This window comes from Prosthecobacter fluviatilis, from assembly GCF_055388355.1.
The window spans coordinates 4,001,071-4,026,390 of sequence record NZ_AP043782.1 but is presented as its reverse complement, the minus strand read 5'-3'; the positions used below and the strand labels follow the sequence as shown (position 1 = coordinate 4,026,390).

Here is a 25,320-nt window from a genome sequence, read left to right as displayed (position 1 = left end):
CCATAGTCCTTCCAACCCGGGTGTTCAACCTTGTTTGAAAACGCAGGAAATTCCCTGTGGCGGCTTCCGCTACGAGGCGTTTCTCCACTCCTTTATCCCGACCTTTTCACCACCATGCCAGCGGCAGCGGGAGGATGAGCGCCACGTCTGCCAGCACACGGTAGGCTTCCACGGAATAGCGTCGGCGCGCAGCCTGCACCACGGAGTGCAGCAGCACCGCGCCGAGGGCTGCGCGTGCGGGGCCAAACAACGAGTGCTGCAGCAGGCCCAGCTCAACACCCCAGAGCACCGCCAGCACAAAGCCCAGCGTGCCCAGCACCAGCCGTGCATGCCTGTGCTCGTCCTGCAGCCCGGCCTCGCGGCAGGTGATGCCATGCAGATTGCACCCAAAGAGAAGCGTCAGCAGCAGGCACTCCAGCACGGGCTCGGCGATGGTCTCCGGCATGGCGAAAAAGCGCGTGCTGGTGGTGCAGCCCATGGCAAAGAGCAGCGCGGCCGTGAGCTCCTTGGGCAGCACATTGCCCATGCGGATGTCGAGCTGCCGCAGAAAAGACAGGACCATCACCCCCAGCACCAAGAGGCTCAGCGTGAACTTGGTTCCGCTGGAGATCGGCATGCGGGAGAGGAGCAGGACGCCGCCCAGCCCGGCACAGGATACAAACACATCCCGCGAGACCCGGCTGCCCTGCGCGGACCACGAGGCCAGGTAGAGCGCCACAAGAAGCGCCAGCGCCAGCGCCTGCCACAGCACGCCCTGGGGAATGACGCAGAGAGCCATCCACCCCAAAAGCAGCAGCGCCGGCGGAATGACACCCAGCAGCAGCACACGGCGGTGGCGGTGGTAAAAGGCATGCCGCACATCCAGCTCGGCGACATTTTTCACCGCCAGGGTGTCCAGCGTGCGGTCCAGCAGGTAAACCACCCAGCAGGCGAGCGCCAGGCCTGCGCCCAGCAGCGGCGTGAGACGGATGCCATGCGCATGCGCGAGCGCCGCCTGCCACAGCACCGCCACGACGGGCGCCTCCAGGCTCAGCACATGCGGCCACAGCCACCAGGGCGTGCGCCGGACGTCTGCGGGTTCGCGGGCTGGAGTTTCGGCAGTCAAGGCCTCCCCTGTAGTGCGCAGCAGCCAAAGTGAAAAGGGAAAACCGACCGCACCCACAGGACCTGCGCCAAACTTTATGCTTGGCAGCTTAAACTTCGCGCTGCATCCGAAGTGGAGTTGCGGTGCCGATGGCACGCGGCACTTTGCACCCACCCCCTTTCATGATAGGCGACGACTACTTCGAACTGCGCTCACGCATCGGCACAGACCTCCTGGCTCTGACGGCCGCCCTGCGTGAATCCGGTGGCGACCCCGAATCTGCGGCGATCCTGGACAACCTCATCGCGAGCCTCAAGGAGCCGTTCGTTTTCGTCGTCGTCGGCGAGGTCAATGTGGGCAAGTCCACCTTTCTCAATGCGCTCTTCGGCCAGGATTTCTCCAGCACGGGCGTCGTGCCCACGACGGGCAAGATCCTCTTCTTCCGCCATGGCGAAGAGCACAGCGTCCAGCCCGTGACGCCCACGCTCGACGAGGTGTATGCCCCGGTCGATTTCCTGCGCGACTTCCACATCGTGGACACCCCGGGCACCAACTCCGTGGAAAACGAGCACCAGCTCATCACGGAGCGTTTTGTGCCCATCGCTGACCTCGTGATCTTCGTCTTCTCGGCGATGAACCCCTGGGGCGCCTCTGCGTGGCAGTTCCTGGAAAAAGTCCACCGGGACTGGATGCGCCACGTCATCTTCGTGCTCCAGCAGAGCGACCTGCGCAGCCCGGAGGAGATCCAGGTCATCACGGACTACATGGGCCAGCTAACACGCCAGCGCTTTGGCCGCGACTTCCCGCTCTTTGCGGTCTCCGCGAAGAAGGCCTTCCTCGCACGCGATGCCGGCATCGAGCGCGAGCGCCTGCTCCAGGACAGCGGCTTTCACGACCTGGAGGCGCACATCTCCTCCATCGTGCGCCACAACGCCGCACGCCTCAACAAGCTGGCCAGCACCATGCGCCTGGCGCGCCAGATCCTGAGCGACATGCGCGAGCGCCACGTGGCCAGCATGCACCAGGCGAAGCGCAGGACCGTGGTGCTGCAGGAGCTGCAGACCGAGCGCGAGATGCAGGTGGACCGCACGCTGAAAAAAATCCTCCCTGCGCTGGATGCCACCGAGCGCGACTACCACGAGTCCGTGCTGCGTGTGGCCGGCCTGGCCAATGACGCCCTGACCACACGCAAGGCCTTTCAGCGCAAAGACGCCGATGACGAGAGTGAAAACAGCGCCCGGCCGCAAAGCCTGGACCACCGCCTCTTTCAGGAGCTGCAGCACCGCACCGGCGACCGCTGGCGCCAGGTCTCCCTGGTGCTGGAGGAGGATGTGCACCAGTTCGAGCGCTACCTCTACGCCCAGGGCCGCGGCACCCTCTTTCCCCCAGACGTCTCCCTCCCCGCCCACGACTACGGCGAGGAGGAGAGCGAGCTGCGCCGCCGCTTTGGCACCCATGTGGACTCCTCGCTGCGCCGCTTTGTCATCGGGCTGAAGCTGGATGAAGACATCGAGCCCGGGCTGGAGAGCGCCCGCGTGACCGCGCGCTGGCTGCCCCGGCTGGTCGTCCCCGTCATTCTCGGCACCGCCCTGTGCGGCTGGCTGGATGACCTGACCAGCGCGGGCATCGCCCTCGGTGCCGGGCTGCTGCTCATGGCCGTGGTGTACCTCCTCACCCAGGTGAGGCTGGCCACCGCCCGCAACGCCATCCTGGACAAGCTGGAGGAGTCCTCCGCCAAGCTGCGCGAGATGCTCTCCAAGCAGGTGACCGAAGACGTGACGAACAGCTTCACCAAATTTCTCGACACGCTCAACCCCGCCCAGGCCAGCGCCGCGCAGCTGGAGCACGAGCAGGCCGCGCACGTCGCGCGCCTGCAGCAGCTCTCGGACTCCTTCAGCGTGATCGAAGAGCAGATCCGCGTCCTCATGCCCGCCGGCGGAAAGTAGAGGAAAGGGGAAGCTGGCAGTTGTTGACGATAGCTGGCGGTTGTTGGCAATGGTTTCCCAGCAGAGCAGGAAGACTGGTGCGTCCGTGGATCGGTGAATCAGTAGCCAGTGAGCCCGCGCTGAAGTAAATTCGGCCGTGCCGTCGGCTACCTCCTATGATGTGCCGTAGCGGTCCTGTCAGACCTATCCGCCCCACTCAACGCCCCCCGTATCTCCCCAAACGCGCCTCCCCCTCCTCAGCGTCTCCGGCCCTCCAAACAACCGCCAACCACAGCAAACCATCGCCAACCACAGCCAACTCTCCGCCTCGGAGCTCAAAGCCGCCCTCATCGCCGAGGCCCGCGCCTTGGGCTTTGACGACTGCCGCATCGCCCCTGCGCAGCCGGCGGCGCATCGTGCGCTGTTTGAGCAGTGGATCGCCGCCGGCAAGCACGGCGACATGGCCTGGCTGGCCCGCACCCCCGAGCGCCGCACCGACCCCACGCTCGTACTCCCCGGCGCCAAGAGCGTCATCGTCCTCGCGCTCAACTACTACCAAGGCGGCACCGCGTACCCCTCCGGCAAACAACCGCAAACCACTGCCAACAACCGCCAACAACCGCAAACTCCGTATAGGATCGCCCGCTACGCCTGGAACAACGACTACCACGACCTCATCCAGGACAAACTCCGCACCTTGAGTGACTTCCTCACCGCCCACGGCGGCACCCAGCGCCCCTATGTGGACACCGGCCCCGTCCTCGAGCGCGACTTCGCCAGCCTCGCCGGCCTCGGCTGGGGTGGGAAAAGCACCATGCAGATCCACCGCCACCTGGGCACCTGGTTCTTCCTGGCGGACATCCTCACCACGCTGGAGCTCCCGCCGGACAGCCCCGGCCCCGACCGCTGCGGCACCTGCACGCGCTGCATCGTCGCCTGCCCCACCCAGGCCATCACCGCCCCACGCAGCCTGGACGCGCGCCGCTGCATCTCCTACCTCACCATCGAGAGCAAAGGCGCCATCCCGCTGGAATTCCGCCGCGCCATCGGAGACCGCATCTATGGCTGCGACTCCTGCCTCGATGCCTGCCCCTGGAACCGCCACGCCCAGGCCTCCCACGAAGCCACCTTCCAAGCCCGCGCCAGCATCTTTGCGCACACCCTGCGCGACTTCCTCTCCCTCACCGACGAGACCTTCCGCGCCCTCTTTGCCAAATCCCCCATCAAGCGCATCAAACGCCCCGCCTTCCTCCGCAACGTCTGCGTTGCCCTCGGCAACACCGGCGGGCCCGAGGACCTGCCCGCGCTGGAGAAAGCAGCGGGGGATGAGAACCCGCTGATCTCCGAACACGCGGCGTGGGCCATCGCGGAGATCATGGCGCGCGCGGAAGCCAGCGGCCAAGCCGTTGGCCATGGTTTGCCGTAGTTGGCGGTGGTTCTCCAGAGCCTAACCAGTGCCGTAGCCGCCCTCCCTGAAACGAACGCCCCGGCGTCTCCGTCTCAGGCTCTCTGGCAGCCATCGCCAACCACAGCCAACCATCGCAAACGCGCCACAGGCGCCCCCATCCTTGACAGCCCTCCCGTCCCTGCTACCATCGCCTGCTCTCGACATCGAGAACGGCGAGGTAGCAAAGTGGTAATGCACTGGTCTGCAAAACCGGTATGCGCGGGTTCAATTCCCGCCCTCGCCTCCACCAACCTTCTCAAAAGGTTGCACAAGTCTCCCACGAAGCTCTGGCAAAAGTGCGCACCATGATCTAACTCTCTCGCCTCACTTGGTGATATGAGCAATGCCTACACCGTGCTTTGGAACAGCGACCGCATCAGGATCGCCCGGAAGCACGACCTCATCGGCAGGAGCATCGACTTTCTCTTTGGCGGCCCTCACACCACCCAGCCCAGTTTCATCCGCGCCGGGGTCAAGGCCGGAGAGATCATCTATCCCGTGGCGGTTCGAGACGGCGCCCTTCACATCCTCTCCCAGATACGCGTCAGGGCCATCCTCACGGTCGATGACTTCATCGCCGAGCACCCCGATCTCTATCCTCCCGAGGAGCGTCAGGGGCGGCGGGCTTTCGAGATCCTCGACCTCGGCGTCCAGCTCCACCCCTGGCTGCGCGCCCTCAACTGGACCGGTTCAGATCACGTCCTGCTCGCAGAGCGCTCCACCCCCTTCAGCCTCGAAACCGTCCTCCCCTCCGAGATGCTCACGCGCATGACCCTCCGTTTCAACAAAGTCGAAAGGCCCGTCAGCGGCGTGGCGGACGGACGCCTCACCACCACCGTCGGCCTCCAGGGCCTGTTTCGCCTGTCCTTCTCTTCCGCCGCGGACTTTGCCAGTCTGTATCAGGCGTGACCCCGAACAGAGAAAGGGGAAATGGGTGAGGGTGCAAAGTAGTGAAGCCAAGAAACCGAGTCTAACCCATGGCGACCGAAACTGAATACGATAAGGCCTTTGAAGAATTACTCGAGACCACTGCAACCTTGCTTCATTGGTCGCAGACTCTCAAAGAGCGGAGTATTTCTCGGACAGTTGTCCTCTTCTCGACGCTACTGCTCGAGGCGGCGGCCAACTGTTGCCTGATGTCGTTGAAGTTGCCCTCCGCATTGTACAACGATTTAGACAAGCTCCCCACAATGTCGAAGTTTGACTTCTACTTGTTTACCAGAAGCGGTGGAAAACGGGCCATCGATCGGAGGGCTAAATATGCACAGGACGCAGCGGACTTGAAGGTGCTTCGAGATTGCACAGTACACCCAAAGCGGTCACGGGTTGTATGGACTGACATCACCGACACCGAGCAACATGGAGAGAAGGATGTGACAAGCAGATTGAAAATTTCCCGAGCAATGGATGGTTGGACTATACAGGATGCCCTGACTTGTTTCAGAGTTGCTAATACTTTCCTCGAACACTTCTTTTTGGTCGATTGTAAGCTTACCCAGCGGGAGACGAAGGTTATTTTGCTTGCCCCTATCGTTGAATCAGAACCGGTGACAGAAATATACTGGCACCCTGACTCTGACTCACTCGCGTATGCAGCGAGGACTTGGAAGATTCCACTGCGATACGTGGGAATACGTCCTCGATAAGCATGTTGCGGTACATAAAAAATGCAGGCAATGACTCCTGATTAGGGCCAAGATGGATATAACTAATTCAATACCGGCGTGAATAAGATGCCAGGCATGAATGGCACTTGATTAAGGGCAGGATTCGTTTTTTGGCAGGTTCATTTACAGGCATATGTATTAAAATTTTTGTGTAACATTATTTGAACATTCCAACGATGCTTGAACTCCACTTCACATGGCTGTTCAAACTTCTTTCCTCCCTCATTTCCCTCACCTGCTTCAGGGCAGGGCCAAGCCTTCCCTGGCCAGCCTGCTTGCCCGGGGCATCGAGCACTTCCGCCACCTCTCCTTGCCCGATCTTTCCGCCCTGATCGGTCCCTTCTTCCCTCAGGATTTCTTCTCCAGTGCTCCTGATTCCAAACCACTTCGAGAGTCCATTTACACCCCCACCACCCTCTTCTGGGCCTTTCTTTTCCAAGTGCTCAACCCGGGCATGGCCTGCCAGGGCGTCGTCGCCAAAGTCCGTGCCTGGCTCATCAACCGTCCGCTCGATCCCAAGCGTCCTTCCCTGAGAACCGGGGCTTTTTGCCAGGCGCGTTGCGCTCTGAGCCTTCCGTTTGTCCAGGCTGCCTGCGAGGCTCTGCGCTCCAAACTCACCGCACAGGCACCCTCAGCCTGGCTGTGGTGCGGACGTGAGGTCAAAGTGCTTGATGGCACGAGTTGCTCGATGCCTGACACCACCAGGAACCAGGAGCGCTGGCCGCAGCCCCCTGCTCAGAAGCCGGGTTGCGGCTTTCCGGTTGCCTCCATGCTGGGTGTCTTCTGCCTCTCGACGGGTGCCTGGCTGGGCCACGCGCTGGGCAGGTGGTGCCGTCATGACCTGGGCCTCTGGCAGCAGGTGAGCCATCTGCTCAAACAGGGCGATGTGCTCCTCGGCGACGCCGGCTTCTGCGCCTGGGCGCTCATGGCCGAGCTCAAGGCGCGTGGCGTTGACACCGTCCTGCGCCTGCATCAGGCACGCCCCAAGGACCTGGGAAAAGGCCGCTCTTTGGGCGGCCATCAATGCCTGCAGAGCTGGCACAAGCCCAAACATCGACCTGGCAAGTGCCCGTGGGATGCCCGGCAGTGGGAGGCGCTGCCGGAGCAGCTCGAAGTGCGCATCATCAAGGTGCCCATTGAGCGCAAAGGCTTCCGTACCCATTGCGTGTGGATCGCCACCACGCTGGTCGATGCCAAAGGGTATGGCGTGGAGCAGATCGCCGAACTCTACCACCGCCGCTGGAGCATCGAGCTGTTTTTTCGGGACATCAAAACGACGATGAAAATGGATGTGCTGCGCTGCAAGACTCCCGACATGATCGAGAAGGAGATCCTCATGCATGCCTGCGCCTACAACGCCATCCGGCTGCTCATCCTGCACAGCGCCAGCGCGCACGGCCGTGAGCTTGGGCGGGTCAGCTTCAAAGGCGCGCTTGACGTGCTGCGCGAATGGCTGCCGCGTGCCGCACTCTATGCTGACAAGCCTCGCAAACTGGAACAGTGGCGGGATGAATTGCTCAAAGCCATCGCCTCAGTGATGAACCCCCAACGCACCGGACGACGCGAACCCAGGGCCAAGAAACGACGCCCCAAAACCCATCAGCTGCTGACGCAGCCGCGCCGCGAGTTTCAGGAAATCCCCCACCGCGACAAGTATCGAAAGGCGGCTTAATCAAGTGCCATTCATGCCTGGCATTTTATACGGGGGCTGCTCGTCAACGCATTCCAACAACAAAACCATCCATGCGCTACATGCGAACTGTAAGTCGTTCGCCAAACTCCATGTCCCTAATGATGCAACAGAAGCCGCTCCTCGTTGGTCCATGGCGAGGCACCTACTTTTACGATGATGCTGAGATGCGCCTACATGCACCGGCGGGCGTGGACTTTGAGCTGAACCTGACCCAGACACGCTGGCAGCACTTTTGGGGCCGCTTCAGCGGGCATGTCAATGACATCTCGTATCCAGGTGTTCCGGGCGAGGGCAATATCCGAGGGCGGTGTGCCGGCCGCAAAGTGAGGTTCACGAAGCTGCTGCCTGAACTTCATCTGACCTGTGACGAGGGGATGATGTCCATCCAAGATTTTCGGGCCGCTCATGACCTCCCGTGGCAGCGCCCCGAGGCACACCCGCCCATTTACTATGACGGCACGGTGGCCGAAGATGGGAGCATCACAGGGACTTGGCTGCTCAAGGCTGCGACGCTTCGATTGGACTCCCATGGCTCCAAGATTTCATGTCCTCGAACCACCGGAACATTCCAGATGAGGAGAGCATGAAGTTTTACACTATATAGGCACGGTTAGCCCTCTAAAATATGGAATACACCGAATTCGAGTCCTTCATCGACCAAGCGACCAAATACCTCAAGTCAACCAACGAGAAGAACAAGCGCTTGTTTGGTATCGGTGATTACGCCAGCTATGAGTATGACCTGTTTCGAAACGAGATTTGGTGGAGCGACCGCAATGAACCGAAGGTTCGGGCGAAGGTCACGATTGTCGGATCGATTTCTACGAAGTCCGGCACTTGGTTATGGTCCTGGGCGAATCCACATTTCAAGGATGTGGAGATTGGACCCATTCATGCGGTCCGGGACTTCGGAGAGAAAGAAGGCATCACTAAGCTTATTGAACAGAGGTGGTCGGCAGAGGAAATCGATGGTTGGGAGATGACCTCGGTTTCAGCAAGGCTGCTTGAAGCACAAGGCGCGTATAGGTCGCCAAGTGCCAGTGGAGGTTTGTTCCTGCTCTACGATGGACTCGAGTTTATACCGGACGAAGAGAAGCAAGATTATCGCCCTCTCAAACGACCGGCAGAACAAGGTGCTGATAGCAGCTCCCACCCGCAATGAAGAAGCAGCGTCCCATCCATTCACCATCGCCAGCCTGTCCTCTTTACTTCGGGTCCGTCTTCCGTTCATTCCGTAGGCACTCAGTTCTGGAATCTCTACGTTCTCCGAGTCTCTGCGTGTCCTCTGTAGCTTTAGCAAAGAAGGAAGCTTTAGCGAAGGGGGCGGTGCAAATGAGCAAGAGGCCAAGCATTCAGCCCACTCCCGTCATATGGATAGCATGCCTCAGGGGCTCACACACACCGGAATCCCCGCTCAATACCCATGCGCAAACTGGATGTCGAGCGTCTGCATGTAGGTGTGCAGACCCGCATCCTGCACCGGCAGAACGATGGCGTCCTCGTCGCTTTCGTTGTGATGGGAGTGCCACCAGCCGGGCGGCGTCACGAAGGCGCCACCGGCCACCCAGTTGGCGCGGACGGGGTCAATGATGTTGCCATCGGCATCCAGATCGCGGCCGATCATGGTGTAAACACCCTCCGTGGCCTTCACGGCGAAATCGAGGGCGATGGAGTTGTGCCGGTGCGCCTTCTGTTTGCTCTTCGCAGGCAGCAGATTGTACAGCGACCACATGGAGTGCGTCAGCGTCTTCGTCTGCGGGCAGTCAGGATTCGCCAGCAGGATGCCGTTGCGGTTCTTGTCCTTCCCCTCGTTCTCCTTTCGCACCTTCTCCAGCTCGCTGGTCAGCAGCTCACGGGAGAAATACAGCGGCCGGAACCTCGGGCGGGTGGGCCTGGCACCCAGGAAATCCATCAGCGGCTGGTCGTTCACCCAGTAGAAAGCGCTGTCCTCACTCGCGCAGTGCCGGATCTCGCCGGTCACAGGCAGCGCAAACAAATCGCCCGTTTTCCAGCTCAGCTTCCTGCCATCGATCACGCTGAAACCCGCGCCGCGAATCACATAAAAGACCTGGCTGCTGGCATGGCAGGAGGTGGCCAGCTCCTCACCTGGGGCGATGTGCACGAAATGGGCCAGAAGATTCGGCCCGGTGGCAGGGTGGCTCGTCTGCAGCTTCTGGGACAGATCCAGCGGAATGATCTTGCTCTCGGCGAGGTGATGCATCGAGGGCGGAAACACCTCAATGCCGATCTTGGGCATGCGCGGATTCGCCGCGCTGCCATACTCGAAGAACAAGCCGTGCTTTTCCCATTCTTGGTTGCAGGTCGGGGCGGAGTCTGAGGGGGTGGCAGTCATGGCGTTGGGCTGGGTGTCAGGCGAAGTATAGGCAGCATGGAAGCGGCAAGGGAAGCCATTTTGTCGGTCGCGGCTCGTGCCTGGTGCCAGCCACTCACGTGCGAAAGCCGGTCCCGGCACGTTGGCCGCTGTCTTTGAGTGCCTGTGTCAGCCACTGCGCAGCCGATGCACCCGGCCCCTCAAGCTCAATCGCCTGCCGATCCCATGCTCTCCTCCGCCTCAGAGCAGGGTGATGCCATGGCGCTGGCAGAGTGCGCCGGCAGTCTCCGGATTGAAGCGGCCGCTGCGCGAGAGCTCGTCTGCCTCGCGGAAGAAATGCTCGTGGCCCCCTGGCGTGGCGGCGGAGATGAACTCTGTTTCGGCCGCAGAGCGGTTCGCAAACGCATGGGGCAGGCCCGAGGGGATGTGAATCGTGTCTCCCGGCAGGAGCTCCAGCTGCTCATCCGCGCGCTGCACGGTCAGGCGGCCGCGCAGCACGTGGAAGTGCTCGGTTTCCACATGCGTGTGAGGCGGGGCACCGGTGCCGGGAGGACAGACGATGCGCGCCAGGGAGAACACGCCGGCTGTCTGCGCCGCGCCGCCGAGCACGGTGACCTGGGTGCCGAAGACGTCGAGCGCCGGGGTGTCCTGGGCGCGGAGGAGCATGGATGAGGGAGGGGAGGTTTCGGTGCTCATGGTAGATGGTCAGAAAGACTGACTATATTGACAGTTTCTCTGACTAATGTCAAGCTGGCATTGCCTTCATGAGCCTTTCCCCCACTTCTTTTCCCGAGCAGGCGCGCACGCTGGGCGCCCTGCTGCGCCTGCCGTATCAGCGGCTTTCGAAACGTCTCTATGCAGAGATGGCGGCGGGCGGGTTTGGGGAGATCCGGCCCTCCCACAGCGTGGTGTTCCGCCACCTGGCCCCGGAAGGCTCGCGGCTGACCGATCTCGCCGAAGTCTCAGGCCTGACCAAGCAGAGCATGGCCTATCTGGTGGAGCATCTGGCGAAACATGACTATGTGACGGTGGGTGCAGATCCGGTGGACCGGCGTGCCAAACGGGTGCTGCTGACCCGGCGCGGAGAGGTCTTCATGAAGGCCCTGCTCGCAGCCAGCACGCGCCTGGAGGAGGAGCTGGGGAAAAAAATCGGCCGCAGCAAGCTCCAAACCCTGCGCAGCGCCCTGGCCGAGCTGGACGAAGCGATCCTGACGCTGCCCGAAGAGCCGGAATGATGACGGGCAGCATCTGCGATTGAAACTGTTCCAAAGAACAGCTATCCATGCGGCATGCCTGCTCCCTGCCGACGCTTTGCTTTCACCTCCACTGGGCTGTGCTGCCGACGGTGTGGCTGCGGGCGGAAAGGCGTGGAAAGAGCGGCGGCGCGGAGGGCGGAGACGTAGAGACCCACGGCACCCATGATGGACGTCACGCGCAAACTCGAAATCCTGGCCGATGCGGCGAAGTATGATGCTTCGTGCGCGAGCAGCGGCGCGGCGCGGAAGGATTCCCGGGGCAGCCAGGGCGTGGGCTCGACGGGAGGCATGGGCATCTGCCACTCCTACACCCCCGACGGGCGCTGCGTCTCGCTGATGAAGGTGCTCATGACGAACGCCTGCCTGTACGACTGCCACTACTGCATCAACCGGCGGTCCAGCAACGTGGCGCGGGCGCGCTTCACCCCGGACGAGGTGGTGCAGCTGACGCTGGACTTTTACAAGAGGAACTACATCGAGGGCCTCTTTCTCAGCAGCGGCATCATCCGCAGCGCGGACTACACCATGGAGCTCGTGATCGAGGTGGCACGGAAGCTCCGGGAGGAGCACCAGTTCCGCGGCTACATCCACCTCAAGACCATCCCGGAGGCCTCGCAGGCGCTCATCGCGCTGGCGGGGCGCTATGCGGACCGCATCAGCATCAATGTGGAGCTCCCGAGCCAGCAGAGCCTGAACACCCTGGCCCCGGAGAAAAACCTCGCGCGCACGGAGGAGGCGATGGGACATATCCGGGGAAAGATCGAGGAGCGCCATGCCGAAAAGCGCCGCCCCAACGCGCCCCGGCCTCCGCCTTTTGCGACCGGCCAGAGCACCCAGATGCTGGTGGGGGCCGATGCGTCCACCGATGCCACCATCCTGGGCTGTGCGGACAAGCTCTACACCGCGCACCGCCTGCGCCGCGTCTATTACTCGGCCTTCAGCCCCATCCCGGAGCCCTCCAGCATCCTGCCGCTGAAGGCCCCGCCGCTGATCCGCGAGCACCGCCTCTACCAGGCTGACTGGCTGCTGCGCTTTTACGAGTTCAAGGTGGAGGAGATCGCCTCCGCAGAGGCTCCGCAGCTGGATCTGGCGCTGGACCCCAAGCTCTCCTGGGCGCTGCGGAACCGGGCCAGCTTCCCTGTGGATGTGAACCGTGCCCCGCGCGAGATGCTGCTGCGCATCCCCGGCCTGGGCGTGCGGAATGTGGAGCGCATCCTGGCGGCACGGCGCTACACGCGGCTGCGGCTGGCCGACCTGGTACGCCTGCGGCTGCAGATGAAAAAGATCCTGCCCTTCATCGTCGCAGCGGACCACCACCCGGCCCGCCTCGGGCTGGACAGCGACTCCCTGCGCGCGCGCTTCCTGCCACCGCCCGAGCAGCTTGAGATCAACTTTGGCGCTCCGCCCGCACCGACCCCCGGCGACCTCCTTTCGGCGAGATCGGGGGAGCTCTGATGCCAGCCCATGCGCACCATCGTCATCGAGCCCGAGTATGAAGCCTGGCGCAGCACCGCCCGCCAGCTGCTGGCCCAGCGGGTGCCTCCCGAGGACGTGCTGTGGGTGGACGACGCGCAGGAGTCCCCGCTGTTTGCCCAGGAGGAGCCTGCCCTCATGCACCCACCGGGCGCACAGGCCATCAAAGTGCCGCCCGCCTTTCTCGACCTGGCCCGCAGCGCCGCTGCGCACACCGATGCAAGGCGCTGGGCCATGCTGTACCGCGTGCTCTGGCGGCTCACCGTCGGGGCGGAGCGCCACGTCCTCTCCATGCCCACCGACCCCGACATGCGCCAGCTCCAGGACTGGTGCAAAGCGGTGGGGCGGGACATCCACAAGATGCACGCCTTTGTGCGCTTCCGTCTTGTGGGCACCTCGGCGGCCACGGGACGCGAGCAGTTCGTGGCGTGGTTTGAGCCCGAGCACCGCATCGTGCGGCTGGCCACGCCGTTTTTTGAGAAGCGCTTTGCCGGCATGGACTGGTCCATTCTCACTCCCTATGAGTGCGCGCACTGGGATGGCACGCGGCTGCATTTCACCGCAGGAGTGCCGCGCAGCAGCGCTCCGGATGAAGACGCGCAGGACGAGCTGTGGCGCACCTACTACCGCAGCATCTTCAATCCCGCCCGCGTCAAGATCAGCGCGATGCAGTCGGAGATGCCCAAGAAATACTGGAAAAACCTGCCCGAGGCCTCGCTGATTGCCGATCTGATCGCAGGCAGCGCCCAGCGCGTGCAGGGCATGCTGGAAACTGAGGAGCGCGGTGTGAAGCCCGCCCCCAACAATGCCTACCTGAAGTCCCTGCACGCCATGAACCAGCAGCAGGAAGCCGCCGCCACCCCGGACTCCGACGTGCCATGAAAGGCGTGAAAAAGCAGCACCTGCCCAGCAAGCCCTGCCTCACCTGCGGCCGCCCCTTCACCTGGCGCAAGAAGTGGGAAAAGGTCTGGGACGAGGTGAAATACTGCAGCGACCGCTGCCGACGTGACAGGCCGGGCAGCAAGGGCTGATACCGTGCCGGAGCTGCGCCGCACGCAGGCCACCGAGGAGGCGGGATGGACGAGCGGGGCTCCCGCGTCAAAGCAGCTTGGGCATCATGGCGATGGCCATCAGCACCTTGGAGAGTTTCATGCCCAGGCGGATGGCGATGGCTTCGGGTGATTTGCCCCGGGCGAGGAGGCTCTGGATCTCCTTCTCTCTGGGGGTGAGGCTGGTTTTATGGCTCATGCAGGTGCTGACAATGCCGCCGCCGTCCGCGTTCATTGGCTGGCTTTTGGCCCCGACTTCCTTCGAGTAAAGAAAAAATGCGTTCACCACGAACTGCTGGCGTGGGTTCTGCGAGGGGGTATCGTGCTGCCCTGCCAGTTTGAGCAGGGCTCCTTTACCCTTTTTTCTTACCTACACATGTGCGGAATCGTTGGATACATCGGCAATCGTCAGGCCAGCTCCATCCTTTTGGACGGGCTGCGTCGTCTGGAATATCGCGGCTATGACTCGGCGGGCATGGCCCTGAACGGTGGCGGCGAAAATCTCCGGATCTTGAAACGCGCCGGCCGGATCGACAATCTGCGCCAGGCAGTCACGGAGGCCAACCCGCTGGGCACCATGGGCATCTCGCACACCCGCTGGGCCACCCACGGACCCGCTACGGATGTGAACGCCCACCCGCACCCGGACCAGAACGGCAAGCTGGTGCTGGTACACAACGGGGTGATCGAAAACTACCAGACGCTGCGCGACCAGCTGACGGCGAAAGGCCACACCTTCCTCTCGCAGACAGACACCGAGGTGCTCTCCCACCTGGTGGGCACCTACTTCGACGAGTCCAAGGAGCCGGACGGCACGCTGCGCCTGGTGAATGCCGTGAAGGCCGCCCTGGCCCGTGTGAAGGGCACCTACGGCATCGCCGTCATGCACGCAGACCTGCCCGGCGTGATCGTCGGCGCCCGCCTCGGCAGCCCGCTCATCGTCGGCCTGGGGGACCATGAGCACTTCCTGGCCAGTGATGTTTCGGCTGTGGTGGCCCACACGCGCGATGTCGTTTACCTCAACGACTACGACATCGTCACCATCACCAAGGACCGCTACGACGTGCAGTCCCACCAGGGTGTGCCGGCGGAGGTGAAGGTGAGCCGTGTGGAGTTCAGCGCGGATGACGCGGAGAAGGGTGAGTTCCCACACTTCATGCTCAAGGAGATCTACGAGCAGCCGAATTCCCTGCGCAATGCGATGCGCGGCCGCCTTTCGCGCGATGAGTGCACCGCCATCATGGGCGGGCTGAACATGAGCCCGAAGGAGCTGGTGCAGATCGACCGCATCATCCTCGCCGGGTGCGGCACCGCCTACCACGCCGCGATGGTGGGCGAGTACCTCATCGAGTCCCTGGCCCGCGTGCCCACGGAGGTGGAGATCGCTTCCGAATTCCGCTACCGCAACGTGCCCGCGAACAAGAACACGCTGCAGTTTGTGATGAGCCAGAGCGGCGAGACGATCGACACCCTGGCCGCCATGCGTGAGGGCCAGCGCAAGGGGATCCGCTGCCTCGGCATCGTGAACACCGTGGGCAGCACGATCGCCCGCGAGAGCGACGGCGGCGTGTACATCCACGCCGGGCCGGAGATCGGCGTGGCCGCGACGAAGACTTTCACCTCCCAGGTCACCATCCTCACGCTGCTGAGCCTGCTGCTGGGCCGCATCCACCACCTTTCCAGCGTGGACGGGCTGGAGATGATCGACGAGCTGGAGGCGCTGCCGGACAAGATCGTGCAGATCCTCAAGCAGGCGGACAAGATCAAGGCCATCGCTGAAAAGCACTGCCACGCCGAGGGCATGCTCTTCATGGGCCGCCAGATGAACTACCCCGTGGCGCTGGAAGGCGCGCTGAAGATGAAGGAGATCAGCTACATCTACGCGAGCGGCCACCCGAGCGCGGAGCTGAAGCACGGCGTCATCGCCCTGGTGAAGCCGGACATGCCCTCCGTCTTCATCGCCCCGGACGACGCCGTCTTCGACAAAAACGTGAGCAACATCGAGGAAGTGCGTGCCCGCAAAGGCCCGGTGATCGCCGTCACTACGGAAGGCCGCACCGAGCTGGAGCGCATCACCGATGACGTCATCTACGTGCCGGACTGCCCGTCCTACCTGACGCCGATCCTGAACGTCGTTCCGCTGCAGCTCCTGTCCTACTACACCGCCGTTGCGCGTGGTTGTGATGTGGATAAACCGAGAAATCTGGCCAAAAGTGTTACAGTGGAGTAAAATAATGGTGTTAGCTCCCACCTATGCCCGCTCTCCCACCCCGCTCCCGCCGTACGATTTGCCTCGTAGCGCTGGGGTTGTGCCTGGGTGGGGTGGCCTCAGGGGCGGATGAGCCAGCGCAGGAAGAAGCCGTAACGGCCATTATTCTGAGAAACCAGACACCGGCGGATTTTCTCGACGCGATCGGCCAGCGCACCAAGGCGCGCTGGCGGCTGCTGTTTCGCCCGCCGCCGCCTACCCCGCCGACAGACCGCGGGCGTGCGTCCCTGATTCTCGGCAGCCTGATGGCGGACAGCTTTCTCATCTGGCAGGCGGGGGACTCCCAGCAGTTCCGCAACAACAACCAGGAAGTGCTCAGCTACTGCCGCACGCTGGGTCTGGGGGAGAAACTGCTGCCCCGCCTGATGGCCCAGGGCAAAATGGCTGAAAGCGACGAGTGGAAAGAGCTGCGCAACGAGATCGTGGACAGCCACCAGGTGCTGATCCGCCTGCTGCACGAGCAGAAGGATGACGACCTGGCGGTGATGATCGATCTCGGCCTCTGGCTGCGGCTGCTGGAGATTGTCTCCACGGTGGTCGTGGAAAATGCCACCTCCGAGGTACGGCCGCTATGCATCGGCTCGCCCGTGATCCTCCAGGAGATCCGCGATGACTTCAACCGCCTCGGCATGCCCAAGCATGAAGAGCCGATGATCAAGCACATCGGAGTTGCGATTGAGGAAATCAGCAGCCTTTGGCGCAGCACCACCCCGGGCACGCCCACGGCGGAGCAGGTCACCAAAACCCATGAGAAGTTCAAGGAGATCATGCAGGTGATGGTGGAGAAGCAGCCGTAGAACGGCCTGGTGGTGCAAAGAACCGTCGTCTTCGTTCATCGTCACGCACTCGCTTCGAAGCGAGCCGCTCAGAAAATGACGAATGAGTAAATCCGAATGACGAACCCCGAAGGCTGACACAAGTTCATAGCCACCCGGGAGCAAGCAGCCTCACCACCGTGAGACCTGCATTCCACCTTAGTTATTCGGATTTACTGATTCGTCACTGTGCAAACCATCCTCATCATCGGTCAGGGGCTCGCAGGCACAGCGCTGGCCTGGCATCTATGGGAACGTGGTGTGCCTTTTCTTGTCGTGGATCGCGATGAGCCGGTCACATGCTCGAAGGTGGCGGCGGGGCTGATCACCCCCATCACCGGGATGCGCTTGACGGTGAGCTGGCGTTATACAATGTTTTACCGTGAAGCGCTGATTTTTTACCGCCGCTGTGGCCAGCGGTTGGGCCAGCGCTTTTTCTTCCCACGCGGCTACGTGCGGCTGCTGAAAAGCGAGGCTGAAATGGCCAAATGGCAGAAGCGCCGGTGCGACCCGGACATGCAGCCTTTTCTCCACCCGCAGCCACCGAAGCTGGATGCGGAGGTCATTCACAGCCCGGAAAACGGCTTCCAGCAGCGCCATGCCGCCTGGCTGGACACCCCCGCGTACCTGCGTGCCAGCCGTGATTTCTTCGCCTCGCTCGATGCCTGGGTGAAAGCCGACGTGCAGCCCGCCGATGTGCGGGATGACGGCACCGGCGTGGAGTGGCAGGGGCGGCGCTTTTCCCACGTCATCTGGGCACAGGGCTGGAGCGCGGAAAAGCACCCGCTTTTCAGCTGGGTGCCTTTTCAGTCTGCACGCGGCACCATCCTCACGGTGCAGGCTGAGATGCAGGGAGAGCGGCGTATCCTCAACCGCAGCTGCTGGCTCCTTCCCCGGCCAGATGGCAGCCTGCGCGCCGGATCGACCTACGAATGGAAGTTTGAGGATGCCAACATCCCCGACCCCGCCCAGGTGGCACAGCTCGAGGCGAATCTGCACAGTCTGCTCAAGGTGCCGGCTGCCATCACCGCCGCACAGACTGCCGTGCGGCCCATCATCAAGAACCAGCAGGCGCTCATGGGCACCCACCCCTCGCATCCACGCGTGGCCTTCCTCAACGGCTTAGGCTCCAAGGGCTCGCTGCGCAGCCCCTGGCTGGCGCGGCACCTCATCGAGCACCTGCTGGACGCAAAACCTCTGGACCCCGAGCTGGACCTGCAGCGCAACGGGGTGTGAGGGGAGGTCTTTGGCCCCCGCCTTCACGTCCCGCAAAAGGTCTGGTACTCGCCCGGTGCAAGCCCCGATGGCTGGCGGTACTCCGCCTGTCCCTCGCGGTCCTCATAAGGCCGTGCCAGCACCTCCAGCAGGCGCTGCATCACACTCAGGTCCGCGCGCTCAGCCGCAGCCGAGAGGGCCCCCTCCACCTGATGATTGCGTGGAATGACGGCCGGATTGTGCGTACGCATCTGCTCAGCCACTGCCTCCATGGACTGGGGCTGCTGTCTCAGCCGGGCCTGCCACCGTGCATGCCACTCCGCGAAAGCCGCATCGTTGTACAACATTGTATTACCCGACTGGCTCAGCTCGCGGAATGTGTTGGTGAAATCCGCTTTTTGATCGCGCATCCATGTCAGCAGGCTTTCGATCAGGGCGCGGTCCTCCGGCTCCTCGGTGAAGAGCCCCAGCTTGGCGCGCATGCCGGAGAGCCAGCGCTGCTCAAACATCGTTTTAAAGGCCGCGATCTCCGCATTGGCCACCTCCACGGCCTGCTTTTCATCCGCATGCAGCAGGGGTAGCAGAGCCTCCGCCAGGCGGGCCAGATTCCACTGCGCGATCTGCGGCTGGCTGCCGTAGGCGTAGCGCCCGTGGCGGTCGATGCTGCTGAACACAGTGGCGGGGTCAAAGGCATCCATGAAAGCGCAGGGGCCATAGTCGATGGTCTCGCCGCTGAGCGCCATGTTGTCCGTGTTCATCACCCCATGGATAAAGCCCACGCACTGCCATTGGGCGATGAGCGCAGCCTGACGCTGCATCGCCGCGCGGAGCAGGGCCAGGCCAGGTTCGTCCGTCTCGGCGCAGTCCGGGTAGTGCCGCCGGAGGGTGTACTCTGCCAGGGCGCGCAGCGCCTCCTTGTCCCTGTGAGCCGCCGCCCACTCAAAGGTACCCACGCGAATGTGGCTGGCGGCGATGCGGGTGAGCACCGCGCCCGGCTGCACCTCCTGGCGCCAGACTTTCTCCCCCGTGGCCGCCACCGCGAGACTGCGCGTGGTGGGGATGCCCAGCGCGTGCATGGCCTCGCTGATGATGTATTCACGCAGCATGGGCCCCAGTGCCGCACGACCGTCCCCACGCCGTGAGAAAGGCGTGGGCCCGGAGCCTTTGAGCTGAACGTCGAAGCGCCCGCCCGAGGGCGTCACCTGCTCTCCCAGCAGGATGGCACGGCCATCGCCGAGGCCGGTGAAGTTTCCGTACTGATGCCCGGCATAGGCCTGCGCCAGCGGCTTTGCGCCCTCCGGCAGTTCATTGCCAGCAAAGACCGCCGCCTGCTCTGCGAGCACGGCCCCGTTGAGCCCCAGCTCCTTTGCCAGCGCGTGATTGAACACCACCATGCGCGGCCCCTTCACCGGCGTGGGGCCGAGGTGCTCGTAAAACAGCGCGGGGAGCTTGGCATAGGTGTGCTCCAGGTGCCAGCCAGCCAGACCGGGCGCGGAGACGGAGGATGAAATCACAGACTCAGACATGCAGGGAATACGCCCCCCATGCGTCATGCGGGGCGGCAAGTCCAATGCTCATGGAGGGCTGGCAGGCCATGAGTGCCGGGGACGTCCCCACATCCCGCATGCAAAAGGCGGATTCCTGCTGCAAAGAAGCGCACCTGACCGCCCATGACACCCGCCCCCCACAAACCCCACCTCGCCAGCCCCAATGGCGGCCTGCCCTCCTCCGTGCTGTGGGCCCAGCTCATGCTGAAGGACCGCCTGCAGCCGGGAGATGTGGTGATCGACGCGACGATGGGCAACGGGCATGACACGCTTTTCCTCACGCAATGCGTAAGCCCCGGCGGCCATGTGTATGCCTTTGATGTGCAGGCGCCCGCACTGGTGGAAACGGCGAAGCGTGTGCCGGCGGAGATGACCACCCTCATTCACTCCGGCCATGAAACCATGCGCGAGCACGTGCCGGCGGAGCTGCATGGGAAAATCAGCGCCATCATGTTCAATCTGGGCTACCTGCCAGGCACGGATAAGACGCTGATCACGCGCACTGAGACGACGATGATAGCGGTACAGGCCGCGCTGGAGCTGCTGCGGCCGGGGGGGCTGCTGACCATCGCCGTGTACCCCGGGCATGAAGGCGGGGCCGAGGAGGGGCGCAGCATCGCCGCGTGGGCTGCGGGGCTGGAGTCGCGCCGCAACGAGGTGCAGCACCTGCGCCCGATCAACCGGTCCGCCTCGCCACCGGAGCTGTGGGTGGTGTGGAAGAGGGGATGAGGTACGATGGGCACTCGTCAGAGGCACAGCAAACACCCTGGTGCAGGCCCAATTCCAAACCGATAGACAAAAAACGTCAGGCTGCTGGGGCGGCATGGCGGGTTGACTCGCAAGCCGTGGGTGTTGGCGGAGCGCTGATCGACAGGCAGGAGTGCCTGTCGTACTTCCGAACTGCGACATCGCCGGCAGAGCATCAATGTCTGCCTATCTTCCTTTTCCTCTTCCTCCTCCCGGAAGGCTGCAAACCAAGGGAGGAGAAGGATTCTCCGCACCACAGACGCAGCCGAAGAAAAGTATAGATACGTTTGTGTGGCATGGGCACTCCCTGGCCCGAGGTACTTGCAGAAACGTACTTCACGGCCTAGCTGAACGCCACGCGCCATGGCCAACCTCGACTACCTCAGCATCCTCTCCGTGGCCGTGCCGGTGTATCTCACGATGGGGGCCGGGGCGCTGGCACGACGCACGGGGCTGCTGAAGCCGGAGGCGGACACCAGCCTCATGAAGCTCTCGGTGATGATGCTGACGCCCGCGCTCATCATCGAGCGCGTGGTGGGAAACCCGGCCGTGATGCGCCTGCCGCCGGTACTGGTGGCCGCAGGGCTGGGCTATGCGCTGGTGGCGCTAGGAATCGCCTTCACGTATTTCGTGGCGCCGCTGGTGGGGCTGAAAAAAGGCGAAGGCCGCCGCACCTTCAGCGTGGCCTGCGGGCTGCAGAATTACGGCTTTGTGGCCATCCCGATTGTGACGGCCCTGTTTCCAGACAAGGGAACGCTGGGAGTGCTCTTCACCTTCACGCTGGGGGTGGAGCTGGCCTGCTGGACGGCCGGGGTGGGCCTGCTGACGGGGCTGGACAAGGCACCCTGGCGGCTGGCGCTGAATGCGCCGGTGCTCACCATCCTGACCTCCCTCCTGCTGAACTTCACCGGTCTGCATGCGCATGTGCCGCAGGTGGCGCACAACACCTTCACCATGCTAGGTGCCTGCGCGGTGCCGCTGGCGGTGCTGCTGATCGGCGCGTCCATCGCCGATCTTTGGGGACAGGGGGCCATGCAGTGGAAGGTGGCCATCGTGAGCCCGATCCTGCGCCTGGGCATCATCCCCGTGGCCTTTCTGCTGGCGGCCTACCACCTGCCCATCAGCCTGGAGCTGAAACGAGTGATCGTGGTGCAGGCGGCCATGCCTTCGGCGGTGTTTAACATCATGATCGCACGCCTCTACGGCGGCCATGCCTCCACCGCCGTGCAGGTCGTCATAGCCACCACCGTCGTGAGCTGCATCTCCACGCCTCTCGTCATCGCCTGGGGTCTGAAACTCGTCGGCGCATGAATCTTCCCTGGTATCTGCTCTTCCCGCTCGGCTCCGCCATCGGCTACGCGATCGCTTCCTTGCTGCTGAAAAAGGCGCTGGTGGAGGGCGCGCACCCGATGGCGTGCTTTCACATCAACAACTGGACAAGCACGCTGGCGTTTTTTCCGCTCGTCTTCTTTGAGACGCAGCCTGTCTCCTGGGATCTCTGGTATGTGCCTGTCGGCCTGGGAGTGCTGTTTTTCACGGGCGGGTGGTTTACCTTCATCGCAATGCAGCGCGGGGATGTGTCGCTGGTGACGCCGGTGCTGGGGTCCAAGGTGGTGTTTGTGGCGCTGGGAGCCAGCCTCTTCATCGCGGGCAGCATGAAGCCGCTGATGTGGGTGGCGGCCATCATCACCACGGGCGGCATCTTTCTCATGAGCGCCACGGATTTCAAAACGCCGAAGGGCGCGCGCCTCGCGGGGCCGGTGGTGATGGCGCTGATCAGCGCGGCGCTCTACGCCTTTGCGGATGTGTTTCTGCAAAAATGGGCCCCCACTTTTGGTCCGAAGACTTTTCTTGCCCTCATGTCCGGCACGACCGGGGTGCTCTCGCTGCTGTCGATGACGCTGCTGCCCAAACGCCCGCCGATTCCCTGGAACCGCGCCACGCAGTGGTCGCTCGGCGGCAGCGCGCTGATCGCCGCGCAGTCGATGACGCTGGGTCTCTCGCTGGCGTATTTCAATGACGCCGTGGGTGTGAACGTGGTGTATGCCACGCGTGGCATGTGGAGCCTGGCGGTGGTGGCCGTGCTGGGGCCGCTGCTGGGAAATCGCGAGCGGCATGAGTCTGGCAAAGCCTACGGCATCCGTGTCGTGGCCGCGCTGCTGATGATGGCGGGGGTGATTTGTGCGGTGATCTCGCGGATGCAAAAGTAGCCCAGTTCCTGCGGAACGGGGAAGTTGTTGCAAACACCAACGCTTTGAAAATTTGCGCGATATGAATGCTGCGGAGCGCTCCCTTGTTGCAAGCAACAAGGCTACTTTCATTCCGCTCCAAGGCAGCCTTCGGAAATGATTTGATCACTTTTGCGCCGGGTTGTGTCTAAATTGCCGTTGTTCACCCTCAAACCCCCTGAATCTCATGCAAACGTCACTGCGCCTTCTGCTGGTCGTGTGGCTGGCAGTCTGGACAGGCACTCCGCTGATTGCGGCCACCACGTCCGGCACCAAGAAAAAGCAAGCCACTGCCGGGCAGAGCACTGCTGCAAAGAAGTCGGGGACGGAGAGCGATGCCACTCCCGCGAAGTCCACTGCGGCGAAAACCGACGCCAAGGACAAGGATGCCGCCAAAGCCAAGGCGGATGATGACGAAGCCGCCGCCACGCCGACGCATGCGCTGGTCTCCACGCTCAGCATCGAGGACATCCGCGGCTTTGAACAATATCCGAAACAGATCCAGAGCCTGGTGCAGAGCTGCCTCGCTCTCACGCATTTGGAGCTGGGCTACCTCTACGGCTCTCATGAGCCGAGCAAGGGCGGCATGGACTGCTCCGGCACCATTTATCATGTGCTGCACTTCCAGGGACTGAAGGACGTGCCGCGACAGTCTGATGAGATGTGCAACTGGGTGGACAAAAAATCGCAGCTCCACCTCACGCCCACGGCCACCAGTTTTGACAACGAGGAGTTCGCCGCGCTCAAGCCCGGCGACCTGCTTTTCTGGACCAGCCCCACCGAGACCACGCGCAAGCTGCCTGTGACCCACGTGATGGTGTATCTGGGCAAGCTCAAGAAGACCGGCAAGCGCATTGTCTTCGGCTCCAGCGACGGCCGCAGCTACATGGGCGAGCGCCGCAGCGGCGTGAGCGTCTTTGACTTCAGCCTGCCCCAACCCGGCAGCACCAAGCACTTCTACGCCTACGGGCCGTCTCCGGGACTGCTGCCGCCTGAGCCCAAGCCCATCGAGCCTGAGCGGCCGGTGATCGCGGCAGTGACACCAGCGGCTGTGACCAAGGAGATGCCGGTGGTGAAAGAGACTGCCGTGGTCAAAGAAGCATCGCCCCCAAAAGTGGTTGCATCTGTGACTCCGAAGACGTCTGCACCGAAGGACTCGCCAGTCGCTGCGACCAAAGAACCGGCTGAGCCCAAGGAAGAAGTGCGCAAGGCTGTGGCCGTCACCACCGACACACCGCTGGAATCTACGGCGAAGAAAACTGCCGTCGTAGAGAGCAAGGCCGACGCTCCCGCCAAGACCTCCACCACCTCCAAACCCAAAGCTGCGACGACCAAGAAACGCAGCACCACGGTGGCGACCTCAACCACCCGCCGTCGCACACCTGGGGCTCCGCCGAAGAGTGCCTTCGAGCAGAGAGTGGACCGCGCGGTGAGTTCGGTGAGAAGGTTTTTTCAGCAGTGAGAGTTACGAATAACCTGGATGCCATAAAAGTCCGAGTTAGAGCCGTCAGCAAACCAGCCAATAGGCTGCCGAGCGGAAACATCTGGACCAACCCATGAGGAATCATGACGAACTTCGTCCCTGCCAAGCCAGCGCTGCGTCGCGGCGTCGTACGTGCCCCGAGTCGCGTACCACAACTCCGCTTCAGCAGCCTGTGCATCAGTGAGGAGGTAAAGCCGATAATAGTAGTGACGACCAAGCTCATCCATGTCGTGGAATACGAACCATGCCTTTTGGCCATCATACTCTGCCAACCCATGCAATGGACCATCCCACCAGTCGAAATGCCAGAGGAAGTGCACCCGCGTCTCGTCTAATCGAGAGAGCATATCGAGTCCGTGCGGAATAGGTTGTTGGTTTTCGTTCACGAGATGGATGGTGATGCCTAAGCTTCAAACAGTGCTAAAGTCTGAGTCAGGGGAGACAGAAGCATCATGCACCACGCTGACCACACGGCCGCGAACAGCTTGTGCTTTGACCCAGCCGTTGATCTTTCCCAGGTTATTGCCGATCAGAAACTCGTCGCCGCGAATCTCCCGCACCAGATGCAGCAGGTAGCTGCGCTGCCACTGCACGAGCACCACGTCATCGACCTTCACCTCACGCGCATCCACCGGAGACAGCGTGACCAGATCTCCGCTCTCAATCCGGCCCCGCATGGAGCCGCCTTGAGGGCGAATGTGCGCGTCCTGTCCGGCGGACAGTTGTTCGAGTGCTTCATTGACCCAGCCCATAGGTGCTTTGATGTATGAGAGAGATGGTTATGGCACCTTATGAACTTTCACATGTTCAAATTCAGCCAATCGTCCGCCAGAGCATGAGACAGGTGGCCACAGAAGCCACAACAACGGCTTCGTTTACGATCACGTACCCAGCGGCGGGCTGTTTGAAAGCCGGGTAGTCGATGAAAGCCCGCGTGAGAATTAGCCCCTGCGGAATAATGGCCAGAATGAGCAAGGCCCATGTCCGATGCGGGAGAACAGCCACCCCAAGCAAAAGGAAGCATTGGATGTAAAGGATATGAATATCGATTTCTTGGAAAATGCGCTTCATGCCAAAGATCATTTGCTGC

At 62.5% G+C, this 25,320-nt stretch carries 24 protein-coding genes and 1 tRNA gene; 17 read left to right on the top strand and 8 right to left on the bottom strand.

Features of this window, described 5'->3' with window-relative positions; genetic code table 11:
* Positions 1-106: 106 nt before the first annotated feature.
* Positions 107-1,105 carry a hypothetical protein gene (locus ACZ5WW_RS15750; RefSeq protein WP_377166569.1) on the bottom strand — a complete coding sequence of 333 codons (999 nt, stop codon included), beginning with the start codon at positions 1,103-1,105 and terminating at the stop codon, positions 107-109.
* 161 nt (positions 1,106-1,266) lie between these two features.
* On the opposite strand from ACZ5WW_RS15750, the gene ACZ5WW_RS15745 reads away from it, so the two are divergent.
* From ACZ5WW_RS15745 to ACZ5WW_RS15720, 6 genes are all read left to right on the top strand, one after another.
* Entirely contained in the window at positions 1,267-3,030 is a 1,764-nt protein-coding gene (locus tag ACZ5WW_RS15745) for a dynamin family protein (RefSeq protein ID WP_377166571.1), read from the top strand.
* Between the two features lie 280 nt (positions 3,031-3,310).
* Positions 3,311-4,435 (top strand): tRNA epoxyqueuosine(34) reductase QueG, encoded by a 1,125-nt coding sequence (gene queG / locus ACZ5WW_RS15740; RefSeq protein ID WP_464694255.1) that lies wholly within the window; start codon positions 3,311-3,313, stop codon positions 4,433-4,435.
* 193 nt (positions 4,436-4,628) lie between these two features.
* A tRNA-Cys gene (locus ACZ5WW_RS15735) sits at positions 4,629-4,703 on the top strand.
* Between the two features lie 89 nt (positions 4,704-4,792).
* Positions 4,793-5,365, top strand: a complete 573-nt coding sequence (locus ACZ5WW_RS15730; protein ID WP_377166573.1) for a hypothetical protein — start codon at positions 4,793-4,795, stop codon at positions 5,363-5,365.
* 954 nt (positions 5,366-6,319) lie between these two features.
* The gene (locus ACZ5WW_RS15725) at positions 6,320-7,795 is read left to right on the top strand and encodes an IS4 family transposase (protein ID WP_377172269.1); all 1,476 of its coding nucleotides are present in this window, start codon (positions 6,320-6,322) and stop codon (positions 7,793-7,795) included.
* 646 nt (positions 7,796-8,441) lie between these two features.
* Positions 8,442-8,978 (top strand): DUF6882 domain-containing protein, encoded by a 537-nt coding sequence (locus tag ACZ5WW_RS15720; RefSeq protein WP_377171894.1) that lies wholly within the window; start codon positions 8,442-8,444, stop codon positions 8,976-8,978.
* A 252-nt stretch (positions 8,979-9,230) separates the two neighbouring features.
* Here ACZ5WW_RS15720 and ACZ5WW_RS15715 read toward each other — a convergent pair whose 3' ends face one another.
* Both ACZ5WW_RS15715 and ACZ5WW_RS15710 read right to left on the bottom strand, forming a co-directional pair.
* Positions 9,231-10,169 carry a cupin domain-containing protein gene (locus ACZ5WW_RS15715; RefSeq protein ID WP_377171892.1) on the bottom strand — a complete coding sequence of 313 codons (939 nt, stop codon included), beginning with the start codon at positions 10,167-10,169 and terminating at the stop codon, positions 9,231-9,233.
* A 219-nt stretch (positions 10,170-10,388) separates the two neighbouring features.
* On the bottom strand, positions 10,389-10,844 hold the full coding sequence (locus ACZ5WW_RS15710; protein WP_377171890.1) for a cupin domain-containing protein: 456 nt from the start codon (positions 10,842-10,844) through the stop codon (positions 10,389-10,391).
* Between the two features lie 68 nt (positions 10,845-10,912).
* Here ACZ5WW_RS15710 and ACZ5WW_RS15705 point away from each other — a divergent pair, with 68 nt between their 5' ends.
* The 4 genes from ACZ5WW_RS15705 to ACZ5WW_RS15690 all read left to right on the top strand — a co-directional run bounded on the left by ACZ5WW_RS15705 (position 10,913) and on the right by ACZ5WW_RS15690 (position 13,908).
* A complete protein-coding gene (locus tag ACZ5WW_RS15705) occupies positions 10,913-11,383 on the top strand; it encodes a MarR family winged helix-turn-helix transcriptional regulator (protein ID WP_377171888.1) in 471 nt (156 codons plus the stop codon).
* A 186-nt stretch (positions 11,384-11,569) separates the two neighbouring features.
* Positions 11,570-12,859, top strand: coding sequence for a putative DNA modification/repair radical SAM protein (locus tag ACZ5WW_RS15700; protein ID WP_377171896.1), 1,290 nt, complete (start codon positions 11,570-11,572; stop codon positions 12,857-12,859).
* Between the two features lie 9 nt (positions 12,860-12,868).
* The gene (locus ACZ5WW_RS15695) at positions 12,869-13,759 is read left to right on the top strand and encodes a TIGR03915 family putative DNA repair protein (protein ID WP_377171886.1); all 891 of its coding nucleotides are present in this window, start codon (positions 12,869-12,871) and stop codon (positions 13,757-13,759) included.
* The gene (locus ACZ5WW_RS15690) at positions 13,756-13,908 is read left to right on the top strand and encodes a DUF2256 domain-containing protein (protein ID WP_377171882.1); all 153 of its coding nucleotides are present in this window, start codon (positions 13,756-13,758) and stop codon (positions 13,906-13,908) included. Before ACZ5WW_RS15695 ends, ACZ5WW_RS15690 begins: the two co-directional genes overlap by 4 nt.
* Positions 13,909-13,975: 67 nt before the next feature.
* Here the strand turns inward: ACZ5WW_RS15690 and ACZ5WW_RS15685 are convergent, their stop codons facing one another.
* Positions 13,976-14,212 (bottom strand): helix-turn-helix transcriptional regulator, encoded by a 237-nt coding sequence (locus ACZ5WW_RS15685; RefSeq protein WP_377171880.1) that lies wholly within the window; start codon positions 14,210-14,212, stop codon positions 13,976-13,978.
* Positions 14,213-14,302: 90 nt separating this feature from the next.
* On the opposite strand from ACZ5WW_RS15685, the gene glmS reads away from it, so the two are divergent.
* The 3 genes from glmS to ACZ5WW_RS15670 all read left to right on the top strand — a co-directional run bounded on the left by glmS (position 14,303) and on the right by ACZ5WW_RS15670 (position 18,246).
* On the top strand, positions 14,303-16,156 hold the full coding sequence (gene glmS / locus ACZ5WW_RS15680) for a glutamine--fructose-6-phosphate transaminase (isomerizing) (RefSeq protein WP_377171878.1): 1,854 nt from the start codon (positions 14,303-14,305) through the stop codon (positions 16,154-16,156).
* Positions 16,157-16,179: 23 nt separating this feature from the next.
* The gene (locus tag ACZ5WW_RS15675) at positions 16,180-16,992 is read left to right on the top strand and encodes a hypothetical protein (protein ID WP_377171876.1); all 813 of its coding nucleotides are present in this window, start codon (positions 16,180-16,182) and stop codon (positions 16,990-16,992) included.
* A gap of 207 nt (positions 16,993-17,199) precedes the next feature.
* Positions 17,200-18,246, top strand: a complete 1,047-nt coding sequence (locus ACZ5WW_RS15670; RefSeq protein ID WP_377171874.1) for an NAD(P)/FAD-dependent oxidoreductase — start codon at positions 17,200-17,202, stop codon at positions 18,244-18,246.
* 23 nt (positions 18,247-18,269) lie between these two features.
* Here ACZ5WW_RS15670 and ACZ5WW_RS15665 read toward each other — a convergent pair whose 3' ends face one another.
* Positions 18,270-19,751: a protein adenylyltransferase SelO gene (locus ACZ5WW_RS15665; protein WP_377171872.1), complete on the bottom strand. Its 1,482-nt coding sequence runs from the start codon at positions 19,749-19,751 to the stop codon at positions 18,270-18,272.
* A 144-nt stretch (positions 19,752-19,895) separates the two neighbouring features.
* Here ACZ5WW_RS15665 and mnmM point away from each other — a divergent pair, with 144 nt between their 5' ends.
* From mnmM to ACZ5WW_RS15645, 4 genes are all read left to right on the top strand, one after another.
* Positions 19,896-20,501 carry a tRNA 5-(aminomethyl)-2-thiouridylate-methyltransferase MnmM gene (gene mnmM / locus ACZ5WW_RS15660; RefSeq protein ID WP_377171870.1) on the top strand — a complete coding sequence of 202 codons (606 nt, stop codon included), beginning with the start codon at positions 19,896-19,898 and terminating at the stop codon, positions 20,499-20,501.
* A gap of 381 nt (positions 20,502-20,882) precedes the next feature.
* Positions 20,883-21,830, top strand: coding sequence for an AEC family transporter (locus ACZ5WW_RS15655; protein WP_377171868.1), 948 nt, complete (start codon positions 20,883-20,885; stop codon positions 21,828-21,830).
* Positions 21,827-22,729 carry an EamA family transporter gene (locus ACZ5WW_RS15650; protein ID WP_377171867.1) on the top strand — a complete coding sequence of 301 codons (903 nt, stop codon included), beginning with the start codon at positions 21,827-21,829 and terminating at the stop codon, positions 22,727-22,729. Before ACZ5WW_RS15655 ends, ACZ5WW_RS15650 begins: the two co-directional genes overlap by 4 nt.
* Before the next feature lie 205 nt (positions 22,730-22,934).
* Positions 22,935-24,209, top strand: a complete 1,275-nt coding sequence (locus tag ACZ5WW_RS15645) for an NlpC/P60 family protein (protein ID WP_377171866.1) — start codon at positions 22,935-22,937, stop codon at positions 24,207-24,209.
* Here ACZ5WW_RS15645 and ACZ5WW_RS15640 read toward each other — a convergent pair.
* The 3 genes from ACZ5WW_RS15640 to ACZ5WW_RS15630 all read right to left on the bottom strand — a co-directional run bounded on the left by ACZ5WW_RS15640 (position 24,200) and on the right by ACZ5WW_RS15630 (position 25,301).
* On the bottom strand, positions 24,200-24,616 hold the full coding sequence (locus ACZ5WW_RS15640; protein ID WP_184342432.1) for a hypothetical protein: 417 nt from the start codon (positions 24,614-24,616) through the stop codon (positions 24,200-24,202). The genes ACZ5WW_RS15645 and ACZ5WW_RS15640 overlap by 10 nt on opposite strands.
* A gap of 24 nt (positions 24,617-24,640) precedes the next feature.
* Complete coding sequence (locus ACZ5WW_RS15635) at positions 24,641-24,982, bottom strand: S24/S26 family peptidase (protein WP_184342434.1); 342 nt, start codon at positions 24,980-24,982, stop codon at positions 24,641-24,643.
* 61 nt (positions 24,983-25,043) lie between these two features.
* Positions 25,044-25,301 (bottom strand): hypothetical protein, encoded by a 258-nt coding sequence (locus tag ACZ5WW_RS15630; RefSeq protein WP_377171864.1) that lies wholly within the window; start codon positions 25,299-25,301, stop codon positions 25,044-25,046.
* Positions 25,302-25,320: the final 19 nt, after the last annotated feature.